Annotated in this window: 19 protein-coding genes; 13 read left to right on the forward strand and 6 right to left on the reverse strand. The window is 73.4% G+C overall.

Annotation, left to right across the window (positions count from 1 at the left end):
* Positions 1–2: 2 nt before the first annotated feature.
* Positions 3–1577 carry a class I adenylate-forming enzyme family protein gene (locus ACIA5F_RS19035; protein ID WP_399354360.1) on the reverse strand — a complete coding sequence of 525 codons (1575 nt, stop codon included), beginning with the start codon at positions 1575–1577 and terminating at the stop codon, positions 3–5.
* Positions 1578–1776: 199 nt separating this feature from the next.
* Here ACIA5F_RS19035 and ACIA5F_RS19040 point away from each other — a divergent pair, with 199 nt between their 5' ends.
* From ACIA5F_RS19040 to ACIA5F_RS19080, 9 genes are all read left to right on the forward strand, one after another.
* Positions 1777–3006 (forward strand): amidohydrolase family protein, encoded by a 1230-nt coding sequence (locus tag ACIA5F_RS19040; protein ID WP_399354362.1) that lies wholly within the window; start codon positions 1777–1779, stop codon positions 3004–3006.
* Complete coding sequence (locus ACIA5F_RS19045; RefSeq protein ID WP_399354363.1) at positions 3003–4157, forward strand: acyl-CoA dehydrogenase family protein; 1155 nt, start codon at positions 3003–3005, stop codon at positions 4155–4157. Before ACIA5F_RS19040 ends, ACIA5F_RS19045 begins: the two co-directional genes overlap by 4 nt.
* A gap of 5 nt (positions 4158–4162) precedes the next feature.
* Positions 4163–5104, forward strand: a complete 942-nt coding sequence (locus ACIA5F_RS19050) for an acyl-CoA dehydrogenase family protein (RefSeq protein WP_399354365.1) — start codon at positions 4163–4165, stop codon at positions 5102–5104.
* 405 nt (positions 5105–5509) lie between these two features.
* The gene (locus tag ACIA5F_RS19055) at positions 5510–5983 is read left to right on the forward strand and encodes an ATP-binding protein (protein ID WP_399354367.1); all 474 of its coding nucleotides are present in this window, start codon (positions 5510–5512) and stop codon (positions 5981–5983) included.
* 293 nt (positions 5984–6276) lie between these two features.
* Positions 6277–7236 (forward strand): nucleoside hydrolase, encoded by a 960-nt coding sequence (locus ACIA5F_RS19060; RefSeq protein ID WP_399354369.1) that lies wholly within the window; start codon positions 6277–6279, stop codon positions 7234–7236.
* 53 nt (positions 7237–7289) lie between these two features.
* Positions 7290–7514 carry a hypothetical protein gene (locus tag ACIA5F_RS19065; RefSeq protein WP_399354371.1) on the forward strand — a complete coding sequence of 75 codons (225 nt, stop codon included), beginning with the start codon at positions 7290–7292 and terminating at the stop codon, positions 7512–7514.
* Positions 7480–7818, forward strand: a complete 339-nt coding sequence (locus ACIA5F_RS19070; protein WP_399354372.1) for a hypothetical protein — start codon at positions 7480–7482, stop codon at positions 7816–7818. Before ACIA5F_RS19065 ends, ACIA5F_RS19070 begins: the two co-directional genes overlap by 35 nt.
* Positions 7819–8232: 414 nt before the next feature.
* Positions 8233–8688: an ATP-binding protein gene (locus ACIA5F_RS19075; protein ID WP_399354374.1), complete on the forward strand. Its 456-nt coding sequence runs from the start codon at positions 8233–8235 to the stop codon at positions 8686–8688.
* Between the two features lie 320 nt (positions 8689–9008).
* The gene (locus tag ACIA5F_RS19080; protein ID WP_399354376.1) at positions 9009–9815 is read left to right on the forward strand and encodes a phosphotransferase family protein; all 807 of its coding nucleotides are present in this window, start codon (positions 9009–9011) and stop codon (positions 9813–9815) included.
* 144 nt (positions 9816–9959) lie between these two features.
* Here the strand turns inward: ACIA5F_RS19080 and ACIA5F_RS19085 are convergent, their stop codons facing one another.
* Positions 9960–10886 (reverse strand): cyclase family protein, encoded by a 927-nt coding sequence (locus ACIA5F_RS19085; RefSeq protein ID WP_399354378.1) that lies wholly within the window; start codon positions 10884–10886, stop codon positions 9960–9962.
* Between the two features lie 185 nt (positions 10887–11071).
* Between ACIA5F_RS19085 and ACIA5F_RS19090 the strand changes: the two genes are divergently transcribed.
* The 3 genes from ACIA5F_RS19090 (at position 11072) to ACIA5F_RS19100 (ending at position 14501) form a co-directional block, all read left to right on the forward strand.
* Positions 11072–11992: an SDR family NAD(P)-dependent oxidoreductase gene (locus ACIA5F_RS19090; RefSeq protein ID WP_399354380.1), complete on the forward strand. Its 921-nt coding sequence runs from the start codon at positions 11072–11074 to the stop codon at positions 11990–11992.
* A gap of 78 nt (positions 11993–12070) precedes the next feature.
* Positions 12071–13354: an acyl-CoA dehydrogenase family protein gene (locus tag ACIA5F_RS19095; protein WP_399354382.1), complete on the forward strand. Its 1284-nt coding sequence runs from the start codon at positions 12071–12073 to the stop codon at positions 13352–13354.
* A 79-nt stretch (positions 13355–13433) separates the two neighbouring features.
* Positions 13434–14501 carry an alcohol dehydrogenase catalytic domain-containing protein gene (locus ACIA5F_RS19100; RefSeq protein ID WP_399354383.1) on the forward strand — a complete coding sequence of 356 codons (1068 nt, stop codon included), beginning with the start codon at positions 13434–13436 and terminating at the stop codon, positions 14499–14501.
* 82 nt (positions 14502–14583) lie between these two features.
* Here ACIA5F_RS19100 and ACIA5F_RS19105 read toward each other — a convergent pair whose 3' ends face one another.
* The 3 genes from ACIA5F_RS19105 to ACIA5F_RS19115 form a co-directional block, all read right to left on the reverse strand.
* Positions 14584–15231 (reverse strand): flavin reductase family protein, encoded by a 648-nt coding sequence (locus ACIA5F_RS19105; protein WP_399354488.1) that lies wholly within the window; start codon positions 15229–15231, stop codon positions 14584–14586.
* Between the two features lie 140 nt (positions 15232–15371).
* Complete coding sequence (locus ACIA5F_RS19110) at positions 15372–17015, reverse strand: alpha/beta fold hydrolase (protein WP_399354385.1); 1644 nt, start codon at positions 17013–17015, stop codon at positions 15372–15374.
* A 474-nt stretch (positions 17016–17489) separates the two neighbouring features.
* Positions 17490–18596 (reverse strand): citrate synthase 2, encoded by a 1107-nt coding sequence (locus ACIA5F_RS19115; protein WP_399354387.1) that lies wholly within the window; start codon positions 18594–18596, stop codon positions 17490–17492.
* Between the two features lie 240 nt (positions 18597–18836).
* On the opposite strand from ACIA5F_RS19115, the gene pdxH reads away from it, so the two are divergent.
* Positions 18837–19463 (forward strand): pyridoxamine 5'-phosphate oxidase, encoded by a 627-nt coding sequence (gene pdxH / locus ACIA5F_RS19120; protein ID WP_399354490.1) that lies wholly within the window; start codon positions 18837–18839, stop codon positions 19461–19463.
* Positions 19464–19878: 415 nt separating this feature from the next.
* Here pdxH and ACIA5F_RS19125 read toward each other — a convergent pair whose 3' ends face one another.
* Positions 19879–20634: an SIS domain-containing protein gene (locus tag ACIA5F_RS19125; protein WP_399354389.1), complete on the reverse strand. Its 756-nt coding sequence runs from the start codon at positions 20632–20634 to the stop codon at positions 19879–19881.
* Positions 20635–20704 lie beyond the last annotated feature (70 nt).

The raw sequence follows: 20704 nt of genomic DNA on the forward strand, positions 1-20704 counted from the left end.
GCTCAGGCGTAGCGTTCGCGCAGCTTGTACTTGAGGACCTTGCGCAGGGTGTCGCCCCGGGGCAGGGCCTCCACCAGCTCCAGTTGTTCCGGGAGCTTGTGGGTGGCCAGGCCTCGCGCGCGCAGGTACGCCGTGACCTCGGGCAGGGTCAGCGCGGGCGCGCCCGGGGGCTGTTCGGCCACCGCGCAGACGCGTTCGCCGCGCTCCGGGTCGGGCAGGCCGATGACGGCGACGTCGGCGAGGCCCGGGAGCCCCTGGAGGAGTTCCTCGACCTCCCGGGCCGAGATGTTCTCGCCCTTGCGGATGATGACGTCCTTGGCGCGGCCGGTGAGGACGAGGTGGCCGTCCGGGGTCAGCCGGCCCAGGTCGCCGGTGATCAGGTAGCCGTCCTGGTCGAAGACCCCGTCCGCCGGGTCCTGCCCCAGGTAGCCCTGGCAGACGGCCTCGCCGCGCAGCCGCACCTCGCCGTCGGTGCCCGGCGGCAGCGGGACCCCGTCCGGGCCGGTGATGCGGACGGACATGGCGGCCGGGGGGCGGCCCTCGGTGGTGGCGAGGTGTTCGTCGGTGTCGTCCGGGTCGCCCATGGTGATCATCGGGACCTCGGTCATGCCGTAGCCGTGGGCCAGCCGGCAGCCCAGCTCGCGGACGACCGCGTGGTACAGCTCGGGCGGCTTGGGGGCGCCGCCGCCCGCCATCAGCCGCAGGGCGGGCAGCAGCGGGACGCCCGGGTCCTTGCGCTGTTCGGCGAGGAACAGGGAGTAGAAGGCGGTCGACCCGCCGGCCACCGTGACCCCGTGGCGGCGGTAGCCGTCCAGGGAGCCGGGCAGGGCGAACCGTTCGAAGAGGACCGCCGGGAAGCCCGCGAGCAGCAGCATCACGGTGTAGTCGGGTCCGCCTATGTGGGCGAAGGGGAAGGCCATCGAGCCGATGTCGTCCGGGCCGGGCCGCAGGGCCCCGGTGAGGCAGGAGCCGCCCGCGATCAGGGAGCGGTCGGTGTGCAGGACGCCCTTGGGGTCGGAGGTGGTGCCGGAGGTCCAGTAGATCCACCGGACGTCGGTGCCGTTCGCGGGCGGGGGCGGCAGGACGGCCGGGTCGCCGTCCGGGAGGGTCCCGTACGCCTCGAAGACGCCGCGCGCGCCGAGCCGCCGGGCCATCGCGGTGTGGTCGAAGCCGCGCCAGACGCCGGGGACGGCGAAGAACTCCGCGCGCGAGCGGCGCAGGGCGAAGCCCGTCTCGCGGTCCCGGCAGGAGGGGATGAGGGGGCTCTGGACGGCGCCGAGGCGGGCGAGGGCGACGGAGAGGAGCACCGTCCCGATCCGGGTGGGGAGCTGCCAGGCGACGACGGTGCCGGGGCGGACGCCCCTGTCGTACAGCCCGGCGGCGACCCGCTCGGAGCGGTCGCGGAGCCCGCCGAAGGTCAGGCGGCGGTCGGCCGCCGGGTCCTCGGCGGCCTCGATGAGGGCGGTGGCGTCCGGGGTCAGCGCGGCCCGGCGGGCGACCAGCTCCCACAGGGTCCGGGACCGGCTCAGCGCGGTCGCGGTGTCCGCCGCGCCGGTCGTGCCTGTCGTGTCTGTCATGTCGGGCGTGTCTGTCGTACCCGTCGCGGTGTCCGGCATCGGCGGCCTCTCCCCGGTGGCTGTCTGACGGTCGGTCAGATATGGCGGGGAGCGTAGGCCGTCGGCGCTTGTAGGTCCATGGGTGGCGGGCTAGCGTGTACCGGGCGCGTATCTGACGACTCGTCAGATAGTTGGTCACCGGACACGGCGAGGGGAAACCATGGAACTGCCCCGGATCATCAGCGTGGACGACCACGTGATCGAACCCCCGCACCTCTTCGAGCGCTGGCTCCCCGCCCGCTACCGCGACCGGGGCCCGCAGCCGCTCACCACGGGCATCGGCGAACTCGTCTACACCGGCGGCAAGTACGTGATCTCCATGGACCCGGACGGCCCGCCCGCCGACTGGTGGATCTACGAGGACCTGAAGTTCCCGTACAAGCGCAACATCGCCGCCGTCGGCTTCGACCGCGACGACATGACCCTGGAGGGGATCACCCGGGCGGAGATGCGCCGGGGGTGCTGGGACCCGGCGGCGCGCCTGCTCGACATGGACCTCAACCACGTCGAGGCGTCCCTGTGCTTCCCGACCTTCCCGCGTTTTTGCGGCCAGACCTTCGCCGAGGCCCACGACAAGGAGGTGGCCCTGGCCTGCGTGCGCGCCTACAACGACTGGATGGTCGAGGAATGGTGCGGCGACAGCGGCGGCCGGCTGATCCCGCTCTGCATCGTCCCGCTCTGGGACATCGGCCTCGCCGTCGCCGAGATCCGGCGCAACGCGGCGCGCGGGGTGCGGGCGGTGACCTTCTCCGAGATCCCCCCTTACCTCGGGCTGCCGTCCATCCACACCGGCTACTGGGACCCCTTCTTCGCCGTCTGCCAGGAGACCGCCACCGTCGTCAACATGCACATCGGGTCCAGCTCCCAGATGCCCGCCGCCTCGCCCGACGCGCCCCCGGCCGTCCAGGCCGCGCTGAGCTTCAACAACGCGATGGCCTCCATGACGGACTTCCTCTTCAGCGGCGTCCTGGTGCGCTTCCCGGCGCTGCGGCTCGCCTACAGCGAAGGCCAGATGGGCTGGATACCGTACGCCCTGGAACGCGCCGACGACGTCTGGCGGGAGCACCGGGCCTGGGGCGGGGTCCGTGATCTGGTCCCCGAGCCGCCGTCCACCTACTACTACCGGCAGATCTTCTGCTGCTTCTTCCGCGACAAGCACGGCATCGCCTCGCTCGACGTGGTCGGCCGCGACAACGCCACCTTCGAGACCGACTACCCGCACGTGGACTCGACCTTCCCGCACACCAAGGAGGTCGCCCTCGACCACGTCGGGGGCCTCGACGAGGAGACGGTCTACAAGCTGATGCGCGGCAACGCCATCCGCATGCTCGGCCTGGACCTCGACCGGGACCGCCCCCGGGACCGCCCCGGGCGGGAGGCCCGCCGGTGAGGCTGACGGACACCCCGCAGGAGCACGAGTTCCGGCTCCGGCTGCGCGCCTGGCTGGCCGGGGTGCTGCCGGACCTGCCCGCCCGGCCCTCCCCGGACGACTGGCCGGGACGGCGCGCCCACGACCTCGGCTGGCAGCGCAGGCTCCACGACGCGGGGTACGCGGGACTGCACTGGCCCGTGGACGCAGGCGGGCGCGGGGCCGGTCCGGCCCGGCACCTGATCTTCCTGGAGGAGACCGAACGCGCCGGGGCCCCCTACGTCGGCGCCAACTTCGTCGGGCTGCTGCACGCCGGGCCCACCATCGCCGCCGAGGGCACCCCCGAGCAGCGGGCGCGCTGGCTGCCCCCGGTCCTGCGCGGCGACGAGGTGTGGTGCCAGGGGTTCAGCGAACCGGACGCGGGCTCCGACCTGGCCTCGCTGCGCACCCGCGCGGTCCGCGACGGCGACTCCTACGTGGTCACCGGGTCGAAGACCTGGACCTCGCACGCGGAGGTCGCCGACTGGTGCGAACTGCTCGTCCGCACCGATCCGGCGGCCCCCCGGCACCGGGGCATCTCCTGGCTGGCGATGCCGATGGACGCGCCGGGCGTCACCGTCCGGCCCCTGCGCACCCTCGCCGGGTCCACCGAGTTCGCCCAGCTCTTCCTGGACGGCGTACGGGTGCCGGTCGCCAACCGGGTCGGCGCGGAGAACGACGGCTGGCGGGTCACCATGGTCACCCTCGCCTTCGAACGCGGCACCGCCTTCGCCGGTGAGATCGTCGCCTGCCGCCGGACCCTGGGCGAGCTGGCCCGCACGGCGAAGGCCGACGGCCGCTGGGACGACCCGGTGCTGCGCCGCGCGCTGGGACGGCTGTACGCGGAGTTCGGCGCGCTCTGGCGGCTCACGCAGTGGAACGTCAGCGAGTCCCGGCTCTCCGGCGGGGTCCCCGGCACCGGCGGCTCCGTCCTCAAACTGGCCTACTCGCGGGCCCGGCAGGAGCTGTACGACACGGCGGCCGTGGTGCTGGGCGCGGGCTCGCTCGCACTGGAGGAGGAGTGGGCGCGCGAGCGGCTCTCCTCCCTCTCGTACACGATCGCGGCGGGCACCTCGCAGATCCAGCACACCATCGTCGCCGAGCGGATGCTCGGCCTCCCGAAGGGCCGGTGAGGGCCGTGCGTTTCCACCTGACGGACGACCAGCGGGCCCTGCGGACCGGCGTACGGGACCTCCTGGCGCGGCGGTACGGCCGCGAGGCGCTGCGCGCGTCGGTGGACGCGGCCTGCGGACCGGGGCCGGGTTCCGGGGCAGGGGCGGCGCCCGGGGCGGTCGTGGACCGGGGGCTGTGGCGGGAGCTCGGCGCGGCCGGGTTCTTCGCGCTGCGGCTCCCGGAGGCGGACGGCGGCGTCGGGCTCGGGCTGCCGGAGGCGGCGCTCGCCTTCGAGGAGGCCGGCCGGGCGCTGCTGCCGGGCCCGCTGGTCGCCACGCACCTGGCCGCCGGGAGCGTCCCGGGCGCGGCGCGGGGCACGATGGTGGTGACGGCGTTCGACCTCGGCGGGCCGCTGGTGACGTACCTGGGGGAGGCGGACGCGGTCCTGGGGCACGCGTCGCTCCCGCCCGGCGAACCGGTCCGCCCGACGGACCCCCTGACCCCGCTCCACCGGGTGGCGCCGCCGTCGCCCGGCACGGCGTACGACGGCCTGGAGGAGTACCGCGACGAGGGGTCGCTGCTGACGGCCGCGCTCCAACTGGGCGGCGCCCTGCGGACGGTGGAGCTGGCGGTGCGCTACGCCCGGGAGCGCGAGCAGTTCGGGCAGCCGATCGGCGCGTTCCAGGCGGTCAAGCACCTGTGCGCCGGGATGCTCGTCCGCGCGGAGCTGGCCCGTACGGCGGTCTACGCGGCGGCGGTGACCGCCGACCCCGGGGAGATCGCGGGCGCCAAGCTGCTCGCGGACGAGGCCGCCGTCCGCAACGCCCGGGACTGCCTCCAGGTGCACGGCGGGCTGGGCTTCACCTGGGAGGCGGACGTCCACCTGTACCTGAAGCGGGCCTGGGTGCGGGCGGAACAGTGGCGGACAGTGGCCGAGGCCGAAGAGTTTCTGGCCGAAAGGGTGTAGCTCACCGTGACGAGAGGGCGCGGCGAGGCGCGGGACAGCACGGGAAGCCAGGGGGAAGCCAGGGGAAGGGCGGGAAGACACGGGAGGGACGACGTGGGACGCATGTCCGATTACAGAGAGTTGATATCTGTTTGTGTCCTTCGCCCACCTCGTTAAGGCCCAGGAGGAGGGGCCTGCTCCGGTACGCTCCCACGAATGCGAGCGGTTGAGCGGCGAGGGCGCGGCACAGTATGCACTATGTCTGTACCTTCGCGCGGGAATATGCCCGAAGCGCTTGTTGCGGTGACTTTGGGTCAACCATGCTGCTCGGTAAGGGGATCACAGTCGGTGATCCCGCCCGGAGGTGCCCCGGGTGATCCCGTCAGTCGCGAGGCGAAGTGTCCGCCGGTTCGGATGGTGTGAGCGGTGCAGGTACTTCAGGTCCAACTGGAAGTAGGAGCCGACCCCGCCGAGGTCGGCCGGGCCCGTCGGTGGGCGCGGTCCCGGCTGGCGGGCTCGGGCATAGGCGAAGACGAACCGCTCGCCGAGACGCTGATCCTGCTCATCTCCGAACTGGTCACCAACGCGGTCGTCCACACCGGCTGTCCGGCCGTGCTGCGGATGCTCTTCGGCGGGCCGGGCGTACGGGTCGAGGTCGCCGACCGCAGCGACCGCGCCCCGGCCCCCCGGCAGGCCACCGGGGACGACACGGGCGGCCGTGGCCTGGAGCTGGTGGACGGCCTGGCCGACCGCTGGGGCTGGCAGCGCGAGGGCGCGGGCAAGCGGATCTGGTGCGAGGTCGACCGCTCGGAGAAACCGGCCACGGACGACGCGGCGGACGGCCCCGGACGCGCGCCGGAACTGTACGGCCCCTCCCGGGAACCACGCGTGTACCTCTAACGAGGTGTTGACGGCTTCTCACCCGTTGATCACCCTGGTCTCAGCGATTCGTCGCGAGGGGACGCCAAGGGCTGACCTTGACGAGTGCGGGTCGTGGGGTGGCGGCTGCCGTGCCGCGCTCGGGGCGCGCACGAGGGTACGCCGCCACCCGTCACACCTGCCCACCCCGGTGGGCGCACCTCGGTACGTGTGCAAGCCATCGGCCTTCGGGGTTTGGCGCGGAACAGGCGGCTCCCGCAGCCTCCGGACGGCAGACTGGTGAGTTCAGCTGCCCCCGACGGCGAGGACGCACCGTGCCTGTCCCGATCATCATCGACTGCGACCCCGGGCACGACGACGCCCTCGCGATCATGCTGGCGGCGGCCGACCCGGCGGTCGATCTGCTGGCCATCACCACGGTCGCCGGCAACCAGACCCTGGAGAAGACGACCCTCAACGCCCGCCGCGTCTGCACGGTCGCCGGGATCACCGACGTGCCCATCGCCGCCGGCTGCGCCCGGCCGCTGCTCCAGCCGCTGGCCGTCGCCGCCGACGTGCACGGCGAATCCGGGCTGGACGGGCCGGAGTTCCCCGAGCCCACCGTCGGCGTGGTCCCCGAGCACGCGGTGGAACTCCTGCACCGGATCATCACGGAGCACCCGGAGCCGGTGACGCTCGTACCGACCGGCCCGCTGACCAACATCGCCCTGCTGCTGACCCGCTACCCCGACTGCGCCCCGCGCATCCGCGAGATCGTCCTGATGGGCGGCTCCACCGAGCGCGGCAACCGCACCCCGGCGGCCGAGTTCAACATCTTTACCGACCCCGAGGCGGCGGACATCGTCTTCCGCGCCGGGGTGCCGGTGACCATGTGCGGGCTCAACGTCACCCACCAGGCCCTGGCCACCCCCGAGATCCTGGCCCGCTTCGAGGCCCTCGGCACCGAGCTCGGCCACATCTGCGCGGAGCTGCTGGGCTTCTTCGCCTCCACGTACCGGACCCTGTGGGGGATGCCCCACCCGCCGCTGCACGACCCGGTCGCGGTGGCCCGGGTCATCGACCCGGCGATCGTGGGCTGCGCCGACGCCAACGTCACGGTCGAGCTGCACGGCACGTACACCCGGGGCGCCACGGTGGTCGACCTCCACCGCTACGTCGACCGCCCGGTCAACGCCCAGGTCGCGGTCACCCTGGACGCCGACCTCTTCTGGAACCGCGTCCTGACCGCCGTCACCGTCCTGGGCGAGCGGCGGGGGCGCGGACCGGTCGAGTGACATCCGGCTGATTTGGCCCGTGTGCTCGCGCGGTGCCGAGTAGACACGCGGGTATGAGCCAAGGAGATCGACACCAGAAGAAGGATGTCGAAGCAGCCCTCAAGAGGGCAGAGGCGTGCGGGCTCAAGGTGACGCACGCAAAGAACAGGCATAACTGGGGGTTCCTCATCTGCTGCCCCTGCACCAAGCGCTACACAGTCCATTGCACCCCTCAAAACCCAGGAGACGAGGCGAACAAGATCGATGCCTTCACCCGGAACCACCGCGGCTGTGCGTAAGTGGCACTTCACCCTGCACCTCAAGGACGTGCTCACCGAGGAGCAGTCCGACACCCTGGCCGGTCTGGACCGGTTCAACGACGGACGGATCGGCCTGGTGGAGGGGCCGGACACGGCGGAGTTCATGTGCTCCTTCGAGGCCCGGACGCTGACGGAAGCCATCGCGGAAGCGCTCGGCTTCTTCGAGGACTTCCCGGGCGTCCTGATCCGTAGCGTCGAACTCGACCCGATCGCCCTGGAGTCCAACGGCATGGCGACGGCTTCCGTGGTCCCGGCTCCGCCGATGCTCTCCGAGCTGGTCTGAGCTGGTCTGAGAGAGGTGGAACAGCCGGCTCCCGGCGTGAGCATCGATCACGCCGAGAGCCGGCTGGACTCGCCGCCGGTCGCCGCCGGCCGAGGCCCCTACGGCCGGGTGCCGTACTTGTCGAACTGGCCCGCCGCCGCGCCGTCGAGGAAGGCTTGCAGCTTGGCCCGGGTGGTACGGACGACCACGCCGGGCTCGTCGCTCTCGCGCAGCCGTGCCAGGGGTCCACTCTTTCGGATGCCCTAGCCGTACCAATGTTGCGCCGTACCAATGTTGTGCCCCACCTTCCGGGGAGCGGACACCCCACCGAAGAGCCTGAAGTGCACCTGTTCACAAGCCAGTTGGCTGTGGGCGGCCAGGGCCACGGGTTGCGGTGCCGGGATGCCGCAACCGTTGACGTCGGGAGGTACCACGATGAACACGAGCGCATTAACCGCCACCGAACGGGCGCGTGAGCCCGGTCTGATCTACCGGATGGTGGCGCCCAGCCGTCCGGACACGCCGAGGACCGCGCGGGAGTGGGTGGCGTTGGTCCTCCGGGGCGCCGGGTGTGACCTGCTCGTCGAGCGGGCGCGCCTGTGCACCTCCGAGGTGGTGACCAACGCCTACCAGCACACCGTCACGCCACGGATCTCCGTGGAACTCGCGCTCGGAGCAGGCCGGGTGACCGTCTTCGTGCGGGACCGGGGGTCCGGACCCGAGGACCTACCACCGCATGGGGCGCCGGGCGGCGGGCTGCTGGACACGCACGGGCGTGGACTCGCCCTCGTCGGCGCGTACGCCGACGACTGGGCCATGGTCGCCGAAGGCGGTTCGAAGGCGGTCTGGTTCAGCCTCGTCCGGGGTGCGGACCGGCGCGGGGAGGTGTGACCCGAGGGGAAGGCGCGAGCGCCGGACGCCCGCGCGGACGCCCGCGCGGACGCCCGCGCGGACCGGGGTGCGGGGAGGCTGTCAGAGGAGGGCGACCGGGGCGGCTGGCCGGACCCTGACGATCCCGCGAACGCCCGGCGACGGTCGGTCGGCGGCTGGTAGCTTCTCCGCCATGACGATGGCTCCTCTTGAGCGGCGCCCGCCCGCCGCGCCCGTATCCACGCCGCCGAAGGGGCGGCCGACGACCGCCCCTACCCGCCCGGACAAGAACCCGCCGATGCCGCCCAGCCCGCCGCAGCCCCGATAGGAGAGCGGACTCCGTGCGTGTGGAGCGGCTCCCGTACGAGGAGCTTCCGGAAGCCACGCGACAGGCGGTGGCCGATCGTGTCGGGGAGGACTGTCCGAGAGTCGACATGGACAACGGCACCGGCAGCGCCCTTGCCTCCTTGTTCTTCCCGCCTGGCGCGGAGAAGCAGTTCATCAAGGGGCTGCCGCTGGACCACGAGCGGGTGGAAGAGCTGGAAGCGGAGGCGGCCGTCAACCCGTTCCTGCCCGCCTGCGCTCCGAAGATGCTGTGGCGGACAGAGGCGGGCGGCTGGCTCTTGGTCGGCTTTCAGGGCGTGACCGCGACCCCATGGGCGTGGTTCGCCGGCAGCAGCGACCACCTGGAGCCGATCGCCACCGTCCTTCGTGAGCTGAGTGTGAGTCCCGCCCCCGAGATGGTCCTGAGAACACCATGGGACCGGTGGGGCGACTACTGCGACCCAGCCGACGAACGCCTCCTCGCCGGGGACCGGCTCGTGCACTCCGACCCGGCCGCGAGCAACTTCATGATCGGCGAGAACAGTAGGGTATGGCTGACTGACTGGGCATGGGCCATGCGCGGCCCCGCCTGGATCGACACCGCCCTGTGGGGGATGAGGCTCGTCCTGGACGGCTGGCAGGCCCCTGAGCAGGCGGCCCGCTGGGCGCAGACTGTCCCCGCCTTCGCGAGCGCCCCCCGTGAGGCGGTACGGGTGCTCACCGAAGCCGAAGCGCGCTCCTGGGAAGCCTGGCAGAAGTACGGGATGACCGAGCTGGACGAGACGATCACCGCCGCCCGCGCATGGGCCGCGCTCTGGAGATGACGGTGGCCACCGGTCCCGGGTACGCCCGGAGCGCCCGGTCCACGTGAGCGGGCCGGGCCGAGCGGTTCGAAGGCCGTCTGGTTCAGCCTCGTACGGGGTCTGGACCTGCGTGGGGAGGTGTGATCCGGGGCAGGGGGTGGCCCGTCACAGGAGGGCGACCGGGGCGACCGGGGTGCCGGTGGCGCCGGTGAAGGGTTCGGGCATGGCCGAGAGGAGGAACGCGTAGCGGGTCTCTTCCGCACAGGCTGTGGAGAGGGCTTCGAGGTTCCAGTTCTGGCCCTGGTGCATGCCCATCTCGACCAGGTGCAGCGCGTGCACCGGCAGCCACAGGTCCGCGATCTCCGGCGGGAAGACCTCGAAGGTCAGGGTGTCGTTGGCGACGGCCGCCACGTCGCGGGCGTGGAACCAGCGCGGTGTGCGCACGGACAGGCCGGGCGAGGGGAAGGCGTAGCCGTGGCGGTCGCCCGCCAGGCAGAGCTGGACCTGGCCGGTGCGGACGAGGACGATGTCGCCCGGCCGGACGGTGACGGCGCCGAACTCCTCGGCCTCCGTCAGGTCCTGCGGGGTCACCGCGTACCCGCCCGGCAGCCGGTCGAGGCCCTTCGCGCGGGCCACGTCCAGCAGGACGCCCCGCGAGACGACCGGCCCGGCCTTGTCGATGCCGCTGAACTCGGCCCGGCCGTGCGCGGTGACCGTCGTCGCGGGGCGGCCGTTGTAGATCCGACCCGAGTGCGAGACGTGGGCCAGGCCGTCCCAGTGGGTCCCGGCCTGGAGGCCCATGGTCACCGCGTCGTCGCTGCACGCCACCGTGCCCGGCCCGAAGACCTCCTGGTTGATCTGGACCATCGTGTGCAGCGGGTCGATCCGGCCGGGGATCAGCCCGGCCTGGACCCCGTCCGCCCGGAGCGGGAGCGCCAGCGGCACCCGCAGCCCGCGCCGGACCTCGGTGGCGGCGGCCCGGACGACCTCGTCGGTGACGAGGTTCAGGGTGCCCCGCTCGTCGTCGGCGCCCCAGCGGCCCCAGTTGTTGACGTGCCGGGCGATGTCGTGGAACTCGGGGGGCAGGGCCATGGGATCTCCTCGGACGGCGATGGGCGACGAGGGGCGACGAGGGGCGACGAGGGGCGACGAGGGGCGACGAGGGGCGGCGGGAGGCGGCGGGGGGTTGTGCGGGGGTGGTGCGCGGGGGTTGTGCGGGGCGGCCGGCTGGCCAAGAATCTAACGGACCGTCAGGAAATGCGGGAAGGGGTCCGTCCGTGGGGAACTTCTTGGCAGGCAAGGTCGTCGCCGTCACCGGCGCCGGCCGGGGCATCGGGCGGGCCGTGGCGCTGGCCGCCGCCGCCGAGGGCGCCCGGGTCGTCGTCAACGACTACGGCGTCGGCGTCGAGGGCTCCGCGCCGACCAGTGAGGTCGCCGGGGCCGTGGCCGGGGAGATCCGCGCGGCGGGCGGCGAGGCCGTCGCCGTCGCCGACGACATCTCGGCCATGGCGGGCGGGCAACGCGTCGTCGACACCGCCCTCGCCCGGTACGGGCGGCTCGACGGGGTCGTCTGCGTCGCCGGCATCCTGCGCGAACGGATGCTGTTCAACATGTCCGAGGAGGAGTGGGACCCCGTGGTCGCCACCCACCTCAAGGGCACCTTCACCGTCTTCCGCGCCGCCTCGGCCGTCATGCGCGAGCAGCGCTCCGGCACTCTGATCGGCTTCACCAGCGGCAACCACCAGGGCTCCGTCGCCCAGGCCAACTACAGCGCGGCCAAGGGCGGGATCATCTCGCTCGTCCGCTCGGCCGCGCTCGGGCTCGCCAAGTACGGGGTCACCGCCAACGCCGTCGCCCCGGTCGCCCGTACCCGCATGTCGGCGGGGGTCCCCATGGAGCTCAAGGAGATCGGCGAGCCCGAGGACGTGGCGGCCCTGGTCACCTACCTGCTCAGCGACCGGGCCGTGGCCCTCGGCGGCGAACGGATCACCGGGCAGGTCTACACGATCGCCGGGCCGAAGATCGCCGTCTGGGCGCAGCCGCGCGAGCTGCGCGCCGGGTACGCCGAGGGCTCCTGGACCCCCGAGCGGATCGCCGACTTCCTGCCCGGGACGGTCGGCACCGACCCGATGCCGATGCTCGCCCAGCTGGAGGCCATGGCCAGGGCGGCGGCTGCCGGGGACCGGCCCAACACATAGGACGTACCGGGGAGACGGGCGGGGAGACGTACCGGGGCGACGGCGTACACCGGGGGAACGGCACTCACAGGGGGAGCGGTGGACTTCAGCTTCGGGGCCGAGGACGAGGAACTGCGCGGCCGGGCCCGTACCTGGCTGGCCGGGCACCTCGTCGGCCCGTACGGGGACGCGCGCGGGCTCGGCGGTCCGGGCGGCGAGCACGAGGGCGTCGCGTCGCGGCGCGGGTGGGAGCGCGAGCTGGGCCGGGGCGGCTGGATCGGGCAGGGCTGGGACCTCCCGGCCGGGAGGTACGGCCAGCGGCGCCTCCCGCTGACCGGGCAGGTGGTGTGGGCCGAGGAGTACGCGGCGCTGCGCGCGCCCGGCCGGGTCGGCCACATCGGGGAGAACCTCCTCGCGCCCACGCTGATCGCGCACGGCAGCCGGGAGCAGCAGGACCGCTTCCTGCCCGGCATCGCGCGGGGCGAGGAGCTGTGGTGCCAGGGGTACAGCGAGCCGGACGCCGGTTCGGACCTCGCGGGCATCCGGACGACGGCCGTACGGGACCCCGTGGACGGGCTGCCGCGCGTCACCGGGCAGAAGATCTGGACCTCGCTGGCCCGGGACGCCGACTGGTGCTTCGTCCTGGCCCGGACCGGGCCGGGGTCCCGGCGCCACCGGGGGCTGTCGTTCCTGCTCGTCCCGATGGACCAGCCGGGCCGGATCGAGGTCCGGCCGATCCGCCAGCTGACGGGGACCTCGGAGTTCAGCGAGGTCTTCTTCGACGGGGCGGTCGCGGCGGAGACCGTCGGCGGGGAGGGCAACGGCTGGGCGGTGGCCATGGGGCTGCTCGCCCTGGAACGCGGGGTGTCGACGCTGGTCCAGCAGATCGGCTTCGCGGCGGAACTGGAACGCGTCCTGGCGGCCCACCTCGCCCGCGAGGCCGCAGGCGCGGGGGACCCCGTCCTGCGGGACCGGCTGGTGCGGCAGTGGGCCGAGTTGCGCACGATGCGGTGGAACGCGCTGCGGACGCTGGGGTCGGGCCGCTCTGCGGGGTCGGTCGGCCCGGTCGGCTCGGCGGGGGTGGCCGGTGGTGCGGGTGGGGCTGCTGCGGTGGGGGAGGCCGTGGGGGCTCCGAGTGTGGCCAAGCTGCTGTGGGGCGGCTGGCACCGGCGGCTCGGTGAGCTGGCGGTGCAGGTCCGGGGCGCGGCGGCCTCGGCCGGGCCCACGGCCTGGGCGCCCGGTCTCCCGTACGAGGGCGGACTCGACGCGGAGCAGCGCCTCTTCCTCTTCACCCGGGCCGACACGATCTACGGCGGCTCGGACGAGATCCAGCGGAACATCATCGCCGAGCGCGTGCTCGGCCTGCCCGGAGAGCCCCGGTGACGTGGTGGGACGCGACGGGGTGGCACGCGACGTGGTGAGCGGCGATGCGGTGAGGGGCGATGCGGTGAGGGGTGACGTGATGAGAGGTGTCGTCCTCGACGGCGGGCGGGTCCGGGTGGTGGACGACCTGGAGGTGCGCGGGCCGGGGCCGGGGGAGGTGCTGGTGGCGACGGCCGCGGCCGGGCTCTGCCACAGCGACCTGTCGGTGATCGACGGGACGATCCCGTTCCCGTCGCCCGTGGTGCTGGGGCACGAGGGCGCGGGGGTGGTGGAGGCGGTCGGCGCCGGGGTCACGCACGTGGGGCCCGGGGACCACGTGGCGCTCTCCACGCTCGCGAACTGCGGGGCCTGCGCGGACTGCGACCGGGGCAGGCCGACGATGTGCCGCAAGGCGATCGGGCGGCCCGGCCGGCCGTTCTCGCGGCGCGGGAAGCCGCTGTTCCAGTTCGCGTCCAGCTCGGCCTTCGCGGAACGCACGGTCGTCCGGGCCGTCCAGGCGGTGAAGATCCCCGGGGAGATCCCGCTGACCTCGGCCGCGCTGATCGGCTGCGGGGTCCTGACGGGGGTGGGCGCGGTCCTGAACCGGGCCCGCGTCGGCCACGGCGAGTCGGTGGTGGTCATCGGCGCGGGCGGCGTCGGGCTCAACGTGCTCCAGGGCGCCCGGCTCGCCGGGGCCGCGACGGTCGTGGCGGTCGACGCCGACCCGGCGAAGGAGGCGGTGGCCCGGCTCTTCGGCGCCACGCACTTCGTCGACGCCTCGGCCGTCCCCGATCCGGTGGCGGCGGTGAGGGAGGTCCTGCCGACCGGCGCCGACCACGCCTTCGAGTGCGTGGGCAGCGTCCGGCTGATCCGGCAGGCCGTCGACCTCCTGGACCGGCACGGGCAGGCGGTCCTGCTCGGCGTGCCCGGCTTCACGGAGGAGGCGTCGTTCCTCGTCTCGTCGCTCTACCTCGACAAGACGATCATGGGCTGCCGGTACGGGTCCGCCCGCCCGCAGCGGGACATCGCCCTCTACGCCGGGCTCTACCGGCAGGGCCGGCTGCTCCTGGACGAGCTGGTGACGGAGGTCTACCCGGTGGAGGAGTTCGGCAAGGCGGTGGACGACGCCCGCCACGGCCGGGTGGCGCGCGCGGTCCTGACCTTCTAGGACGGGGGGTTCGGGCCCCCTTTTCCGGGGTCCGGGACCGGGTCCGGTCCTGCCTCCGGTCCCGGTCCGGTCCCGGGCGGGGTCAGTGGGTGAAGCGGCCGAACCGGCCCTTGTGGAAGAGGAGCGGCTCGCCCTCCCCGGTCGCGCCCAGGGCCACCACCCGGCCCACCACGATCAGGTGGTCCCCGCCCGTGTGGACGGCGTGCACCCGGCAGTCGATCCAGGCGGGCACGGCGTCCAGCAGGGGCGAGCCGGTGCCGGGCGCGGGGGTGTGGGCGACCCCGGCGAACTTGTCGGCGCCGCTGACGGCGAAGGCCCGGCACAGCGCGTCCTGTCCGGCGCCGAGGACGTTGACGCAGAAGACCCCCGCGCGGGCGATCCGGGGCCAGGTCGCCGAGGTGCGGGCGACCATGAAGGTGACCAGCGGCGGGTCCAGGGAGAGCGAGGCGAAGGACTGGCAGGCGAACCCGGCGGGCCCCTCCTCGCCCTCGCCCTCGCCGCGCGGCGCGGTGACGACGGTGACCCCGCTGGCGAAGTTCCCCAGTACGGCCCGGAACTCGGCGGGGGCGACGGCTGGGGCTACGGCGGGGGCGGCGGGCGCCCGCTCGTCCTCCCCGACCGCCCGCAGGCCGGGACGCGGCGCCGGGTCCACGGCCCCGGGCACGGGCGCGGGCGCGGGGGAAGTGGGGGAGCCGGCCGACCTGAGGTACCGGACGACGGTGGCCGCCATCCCCGCGTGTCCCATCACAGGAACGATTGAATCTGACGGCGCGTCAGATAGGAACCCCCGTGCGGACCCGGAGTCCGCATGACCGGACCCCTTGCCCGGCGGCCGTACGGCCGGGCAAGGGGTCCGGGGTGCGACAGGGCCTAACCCAGCGGGAGGTCCAGGTGGGACGGCTTCTCCTCCAGGGAGGTGAAGGTCAGCGTCGCGCGGGGCAGGTTGGAGTCCCCGTAGAACGGGTCACGGGCGTCGATCACCAGCAGCAGCCGGTTGCCGGCCGGGACGTCGTACGCCGTGGCCTGGAGGTCGAACTCCGCGCTGACCGGTTCGCCCGGTCCCGTGACCAGGTCGGTGAAGGGGGCGTGCGTGACGATGTGCGCCGTGCCGTCGGGCGCCGTGTCGAAGAGGTACGCGATGAAGCTCGAACGGGGGCTCGGCGCCTGGTAGGTGAGGTGCAGCCGGGGCGTGCCGCGCAGCCGGGTGACCTCGTCGGAGGGGGCCGAGGCCCAGACCGCGGCGACGGTGCGGTCGATGTCGTCGGTCGGGTACGCCTTCGGGCGTCCGGCGATCTCCGCGAACCCGGCGAGGACGACCGAGTCGGCGACGGTCGCCGGGGTGTCCGTCCCGGTCAGCACCCCCGCCGTCCAGCCGGTCTGCGGCTTCTCGTCCAGTTCCCCGCCGGGCGCCAGGAAGAGCCGCCGGACCCGCCCGGTGAGGGATTCCCAGGTGGGGCGGGGCTCCAGGGCCTGGCTCCACATGATCTCGCTGAGGACCTGGCCCTCGCCGTCGATGCCGTTCTCGACGCCCTTGAGGTGGTGGTCGAACCAGCGGTGGGCGTTGGTCCAGATCCGGTTGGGCAGGCCGAGCATGCCCGACGCCTCGGGGCCGGAGTGGTCACCGATGGAGAAGAGGACGCGCTTGGGGCCGGTGAGCGCGTGGAACTGCTTCAGCGTCTGGTTGCTGGGGAAGAGCGTCTCGTGCCAGGCGTGCGCGAAGAGGACCGGCACCTGGCGGTCGTTGAGCTCCCGGACGTAGCTGAACGGGGAGCGCTCCTCCGCCCAGATCAGGGTCTCCTCGATGTTCTGGTTGGTGAGCACGTTGTCGAAGATGCTCTGCGTCTGCGGGCTCAGCCGCGCCTTCGAGGCGGCGTTCAGCAGGGCCCGTACGGCCTCGACGTGGCGGGTGGAGTTCTCGTAGAACGCCTCCCCGAGGTCGCCCCAGGTGCTGAGCGCGACCACGGCGTCGACGCGGCTGTCCCGCGCGGCCACGATCTGGCTGATGCCGGAGCCGTACGAGTCCCCGAGGAAGCCGATCTTCGTCACCTGGCCGGCGGTGCGCTCGATGAGGTGGTCCAGAGCGCGGCTGCCGTCCGCGATGTCGAGCGCGCCCGCCACCTCCACCTCGCCCTCGGAGCCGGGGAAGCCGCGGGTGGTGTAGGCGAGGACGTTGTAGCCGCGGGCGGCGAAGATGCTGGCCTGGACGGCGTACGTGTGCCAGCCCAGGTTGGTCCACGGCGAGGGCATCACGATCACCGGGCGGGGCTGGCTCCCGGTGTGACGCCAGAGCCCGGCGTCGAGCAGGGCGCCGTCGGCGCCGCCCACCTTGATCCGGCTGAAGAGGGCCACGGAGCGGGCGGCCTCGACCTCGGCGGCGCGGGCCGGGCCGAGGCCGCTGACGTCGCCGCTCTCCAGGGCGGTGACGAACGCGGCGAGCGCCGAGGCGTCGAGTTCCGGATAGAGCGAGAAGTCGGCGGAGGCGCCGGAGGAAGCGGAGTCGGCGGCTGAAGTCACGTCAGTACATCCTCGTCGTCGAGCTGTGGGAGAGGTGGGGTGCGCGCTCGGGCCCGGAGCGGAGTGCCCAGTATCTGCGGGGTGACGGTGAGCTACGGGGAGTTTTTTGGCTTACGGCCTGAAACGTCCCCTGCGGGTCCGGCGGCCCGCGGGCGGCAGGAACGTCACGGCCCTACGGGCGCCGGGCCGGTACCCGCCCGGTCCGGGGCGGACGGACCGGCGAGGGTGGCGTGAAGGCGATGCTCCGAAGGCGAACCGTGCAAGCGTGCTTGCTCGTTCTCGCGGCGGTGGCCACTCTGCCCCCCCACGCCGGGAGGGGAGCGCCCCGTGCCCGTCCCGCCCGTGCCCGTTCCGCCCGTGCCCGTTCCACCGACGACGCGGCCCGCCGGACCCGGGTGGTGGCCCGGCGGTCCCGGATCGTCGAGACCGCCCTGGCCCGACCACGCCCGCCGGAGAGCGCGTCGCGCGGGCGGGTCAGGAGGTTTCGGCGAGGTCCGCGTAGCCCTCGATCTCGTGCGGGTCGCGCACGCCCGGCCCGGTGTAGCGGGCCGACGGGCGTACCAGCCGGCCCGTGCGCTTCTGCTCCAGGATGTGCGCCGACCAGCCCGCCGTGCGGGCGCAGGTGAACATCGAGGTGAACATGGGGGCCGGGACCTCCGCGAAGTCCAGCGTGATCGCGGCCCAGAACTCGACGTTGGTCGCCAGCACCCGGTCGGGGCGGCGCGCGCGCAGTTCCTCCAGCGCGGCCTTCTCCAGGGCGGCGGCCACCTCGTAGCGCGGGGCGCCGAGTTCCTTGGCGGTGCGCCGCAGTACGCGGGCGCGGGGGTCCTCGGCGCGGTAGACGCGGTGCCCGAAGCCCATCAGCCGCTCGCCCTTGTCCAGGGCCTTGCGCACGTAGGCCACGGCGTCGCCGGAGCGCTCGATCTCCTCGATCATGCCGAGCACGCGCGAGGGCGCTCCGCCGTGCAGCGGGCCCGACATGGCGCCGACCGCGCCGGACAGGGCGGCGGCCACGTCCGCCCCGGTGGAGGCGATGACGCGCGCGGTGAACGTGGAGGCGTTCATGCCGTGCTCGGCGGCGGAGGTCCAGTACGCGTCGACGGCCTTGACGTGGCGCGGGTCCGGCTCGCTCCGCCAGCGGATCATGAACCGTTCGACCGCGGACCCGGCCTTGTCGATCTCGCGCTGCGGGACCATGGGCAGGCCCTGGCCGCGCGCGGACTGGGCCACGTAGGAGAGCGCCATCACGGCCGCGCGCGCGAGGTCGTCGCGGGCGGTGGCCGCGTCGATGTCCAGGAGCGGTTTCAGGCCCCACACCGGGGCGAGCATGGCGAGCGCGGACTGCACGTCGACGCGGACGTCACCGGAGTGGACCGGGAGGGGGAAGGGCTCGGCGGCCGGCAGGCCCGGGTCGAACGCACCGTCGACCAGCAGGCCCCAGACGTTCCCGAAGGAGACGTGGCCGACGAGGTCCTCGATGTCGACGCCCCGGTAGCGGAGGGACCCGCCCTCCTTGTCGGGCTCGGCGATCTCCGTCTCGAACGCGACGACCCCTTCGAGCCCGGGTACGAACTCGGACATCTGGCGGCTCCTCAGATAGATGCGGACACGCGTGGTTCCCGGCGTGACGCACGGTCCGGCGCGGTCATCCCCGTTGATGCCCGGCACGGCCGATGGTCATCCGTGCGGGGACCCTCGGACCGGCTCCCCGAGTGTGTCCGTTCCCGATGGGCTGCGGAAGCGTGACATACGGCATACGTTCCGCCGTTCCTCCTGGGGCAGGATGGCCCGGTGACCGACCAGGACTTTGACCCCGCCGTCATGCGCAAGCAGTACCGCTCGGAGCTGCTCACGCAGGAGAGCCTCGCCGAGGACCCGATGAGCCAGTTCGCCCACTGGTTCGGGCAGGTCACCGACGCGGGCCTGCCCGAGCCGAACGCGATGGTCCTCTCGACCGCCACCCCGGACGGCCGCCCCAGCTCGCGCACGGTGCTGCTGAAGCGGTTCGACGCGCGGGGCTTCGTCTTCTTCACCAACTACGGGTCCCGCAAGGGCGCCGAACTCGCCGCGAACCCGTACGCCGCGCTGCTCTTCCCCTGGCATCCGCTCGCCCGGCAGGTCGTCGTCACCGGCACGGTCTCCCGCATCGGCCGTGCCGAGACGGCCGCGTACTTCCGTTCCCGTCCCCACGGTTCCCAGCTGGGCGCCTGGGCCAGCGAGCAGTCCCGGGTGGTGGCCTCCCGGGCGGAGCTGGACCGCCGTTACGCCGAGCTGGCCGCCCGCTACCCGGAGGGCGAGCAGGTCCCGGTCCCGCCGGAGTGGGGCGGTCTGCGCGTCACGCCGGAGGCGGTCGAGTTCTGGCAGGGCCACGAGAACCGCCTCCACGACCGCCTGCGCTACGTCCTGGACGAGGACGGCGGCTGGCGGACCGAGCGGCTCTGCCCGTAGTCGGGTGGATCTGTCCGTAGCCGGGCGGCGTGGCCGGGAACGCAGACGACCCGCGGGCTCGGGTTTCTCTCCTGCAGTGAGAGAAGCCGGCCGGACGTGCCGGCGAGCCCGCGGGTCGGGTGACTGCTGTGGATTGGCGCCTGGCGATCCCGCCGGGCACCGCACTGGGTGCGTGCGACGACGGGCGCTTAGCCCGCAGTCACCTCACGCGTCCGGTTTCCGTACATTTCGGGAACCACCTCCCTTCTTGTGTACGGCAGAGCCTAGAGACCCGTCCCCGGGGCCACAACCGTTTTGTTCACGGGCCGCCGCCCACGGTTCCCCGGGGTGGGCGCGGACCGGTCCGGCGGTGTGCCGGGCCGGTGCCGGGGCCTTCCTTCACGGTCGCGGCGGCGGGTACCGGTACCGGTACCGGTCAGTGGCGGAAGAAGATCCGGTCGCCGTACTCCTGGATCACGCGGCCGTTCCACTCGTGGCCGCCGTCGACGTTGCCCGAGCGCAGCAGCGGGGGCTCGATGCCGCGCGCGGCCAGCTCGCCGGCCGCCGCCGCCATGACCGCCTGCATGATCGCGCTGGTCACCACGGTGGAGGCGGGGGCGAAGGGCGCGGCGATCCCGTCGAGGCTCAGCTCGGCGTCGCCGACCGCGATCTTGCTGTCGAGGACGATGTCGCAGTGGTCCTTGAGGAAGGTGCCGGAGACGTGCCGCGAGCGGGTCTCGGTCGCGTACGCCACCGAGGTCACGCCGATGACCTTGAGGCCGATGGCGCGGGCGTTCATGGCCATCTCGACCGGCAGGGCGTTGCGCCCGGAGAGGGAGATGATCACGAGGACGTCGCCGTCGGCGGCGGGGCTGCAGTCCAGGACGGCCCCGGCGAGGCCGTCCACGCGCTCCAGGGCGCTGCCCAGCGTCGCGGGCATGACGTCGATCCCGACCGTCCCCGGGACGGCGAGGAAGTTCATCAGGGCGAGCCCGCCGGCCCGGTAGACCACGTCCTGGGCGGGCAGTGAGGAGTGCCCGGCGCCGAAGGCGAAGAGCCGGTTCCCGGCCGCCACCGCGTCGGCGAGGACGGTTCCGGCCGCGGCGACGTGGGCGGACTCCTCGTCCCGCACCCGCTCCAGCAGACCGATGGCGGCGTCGAAGAACTGACCGGCCAGCTTGCTCTCGCTCATACGCCGATGGCCCTTCCAGAGGTGAGGTGCGTCCTGTCCGCCGCTCACCGTGCGGTCTGGACCAAGGGCG

It is taken from the genome of Streptomyces sp. NPDC051567, assembly GCF_044454165.1.
GTDB lineage: Bacteria > Actinomycetota > Actinomycetes > Streptomycetales > Streptomycetaceae > Streptomyces.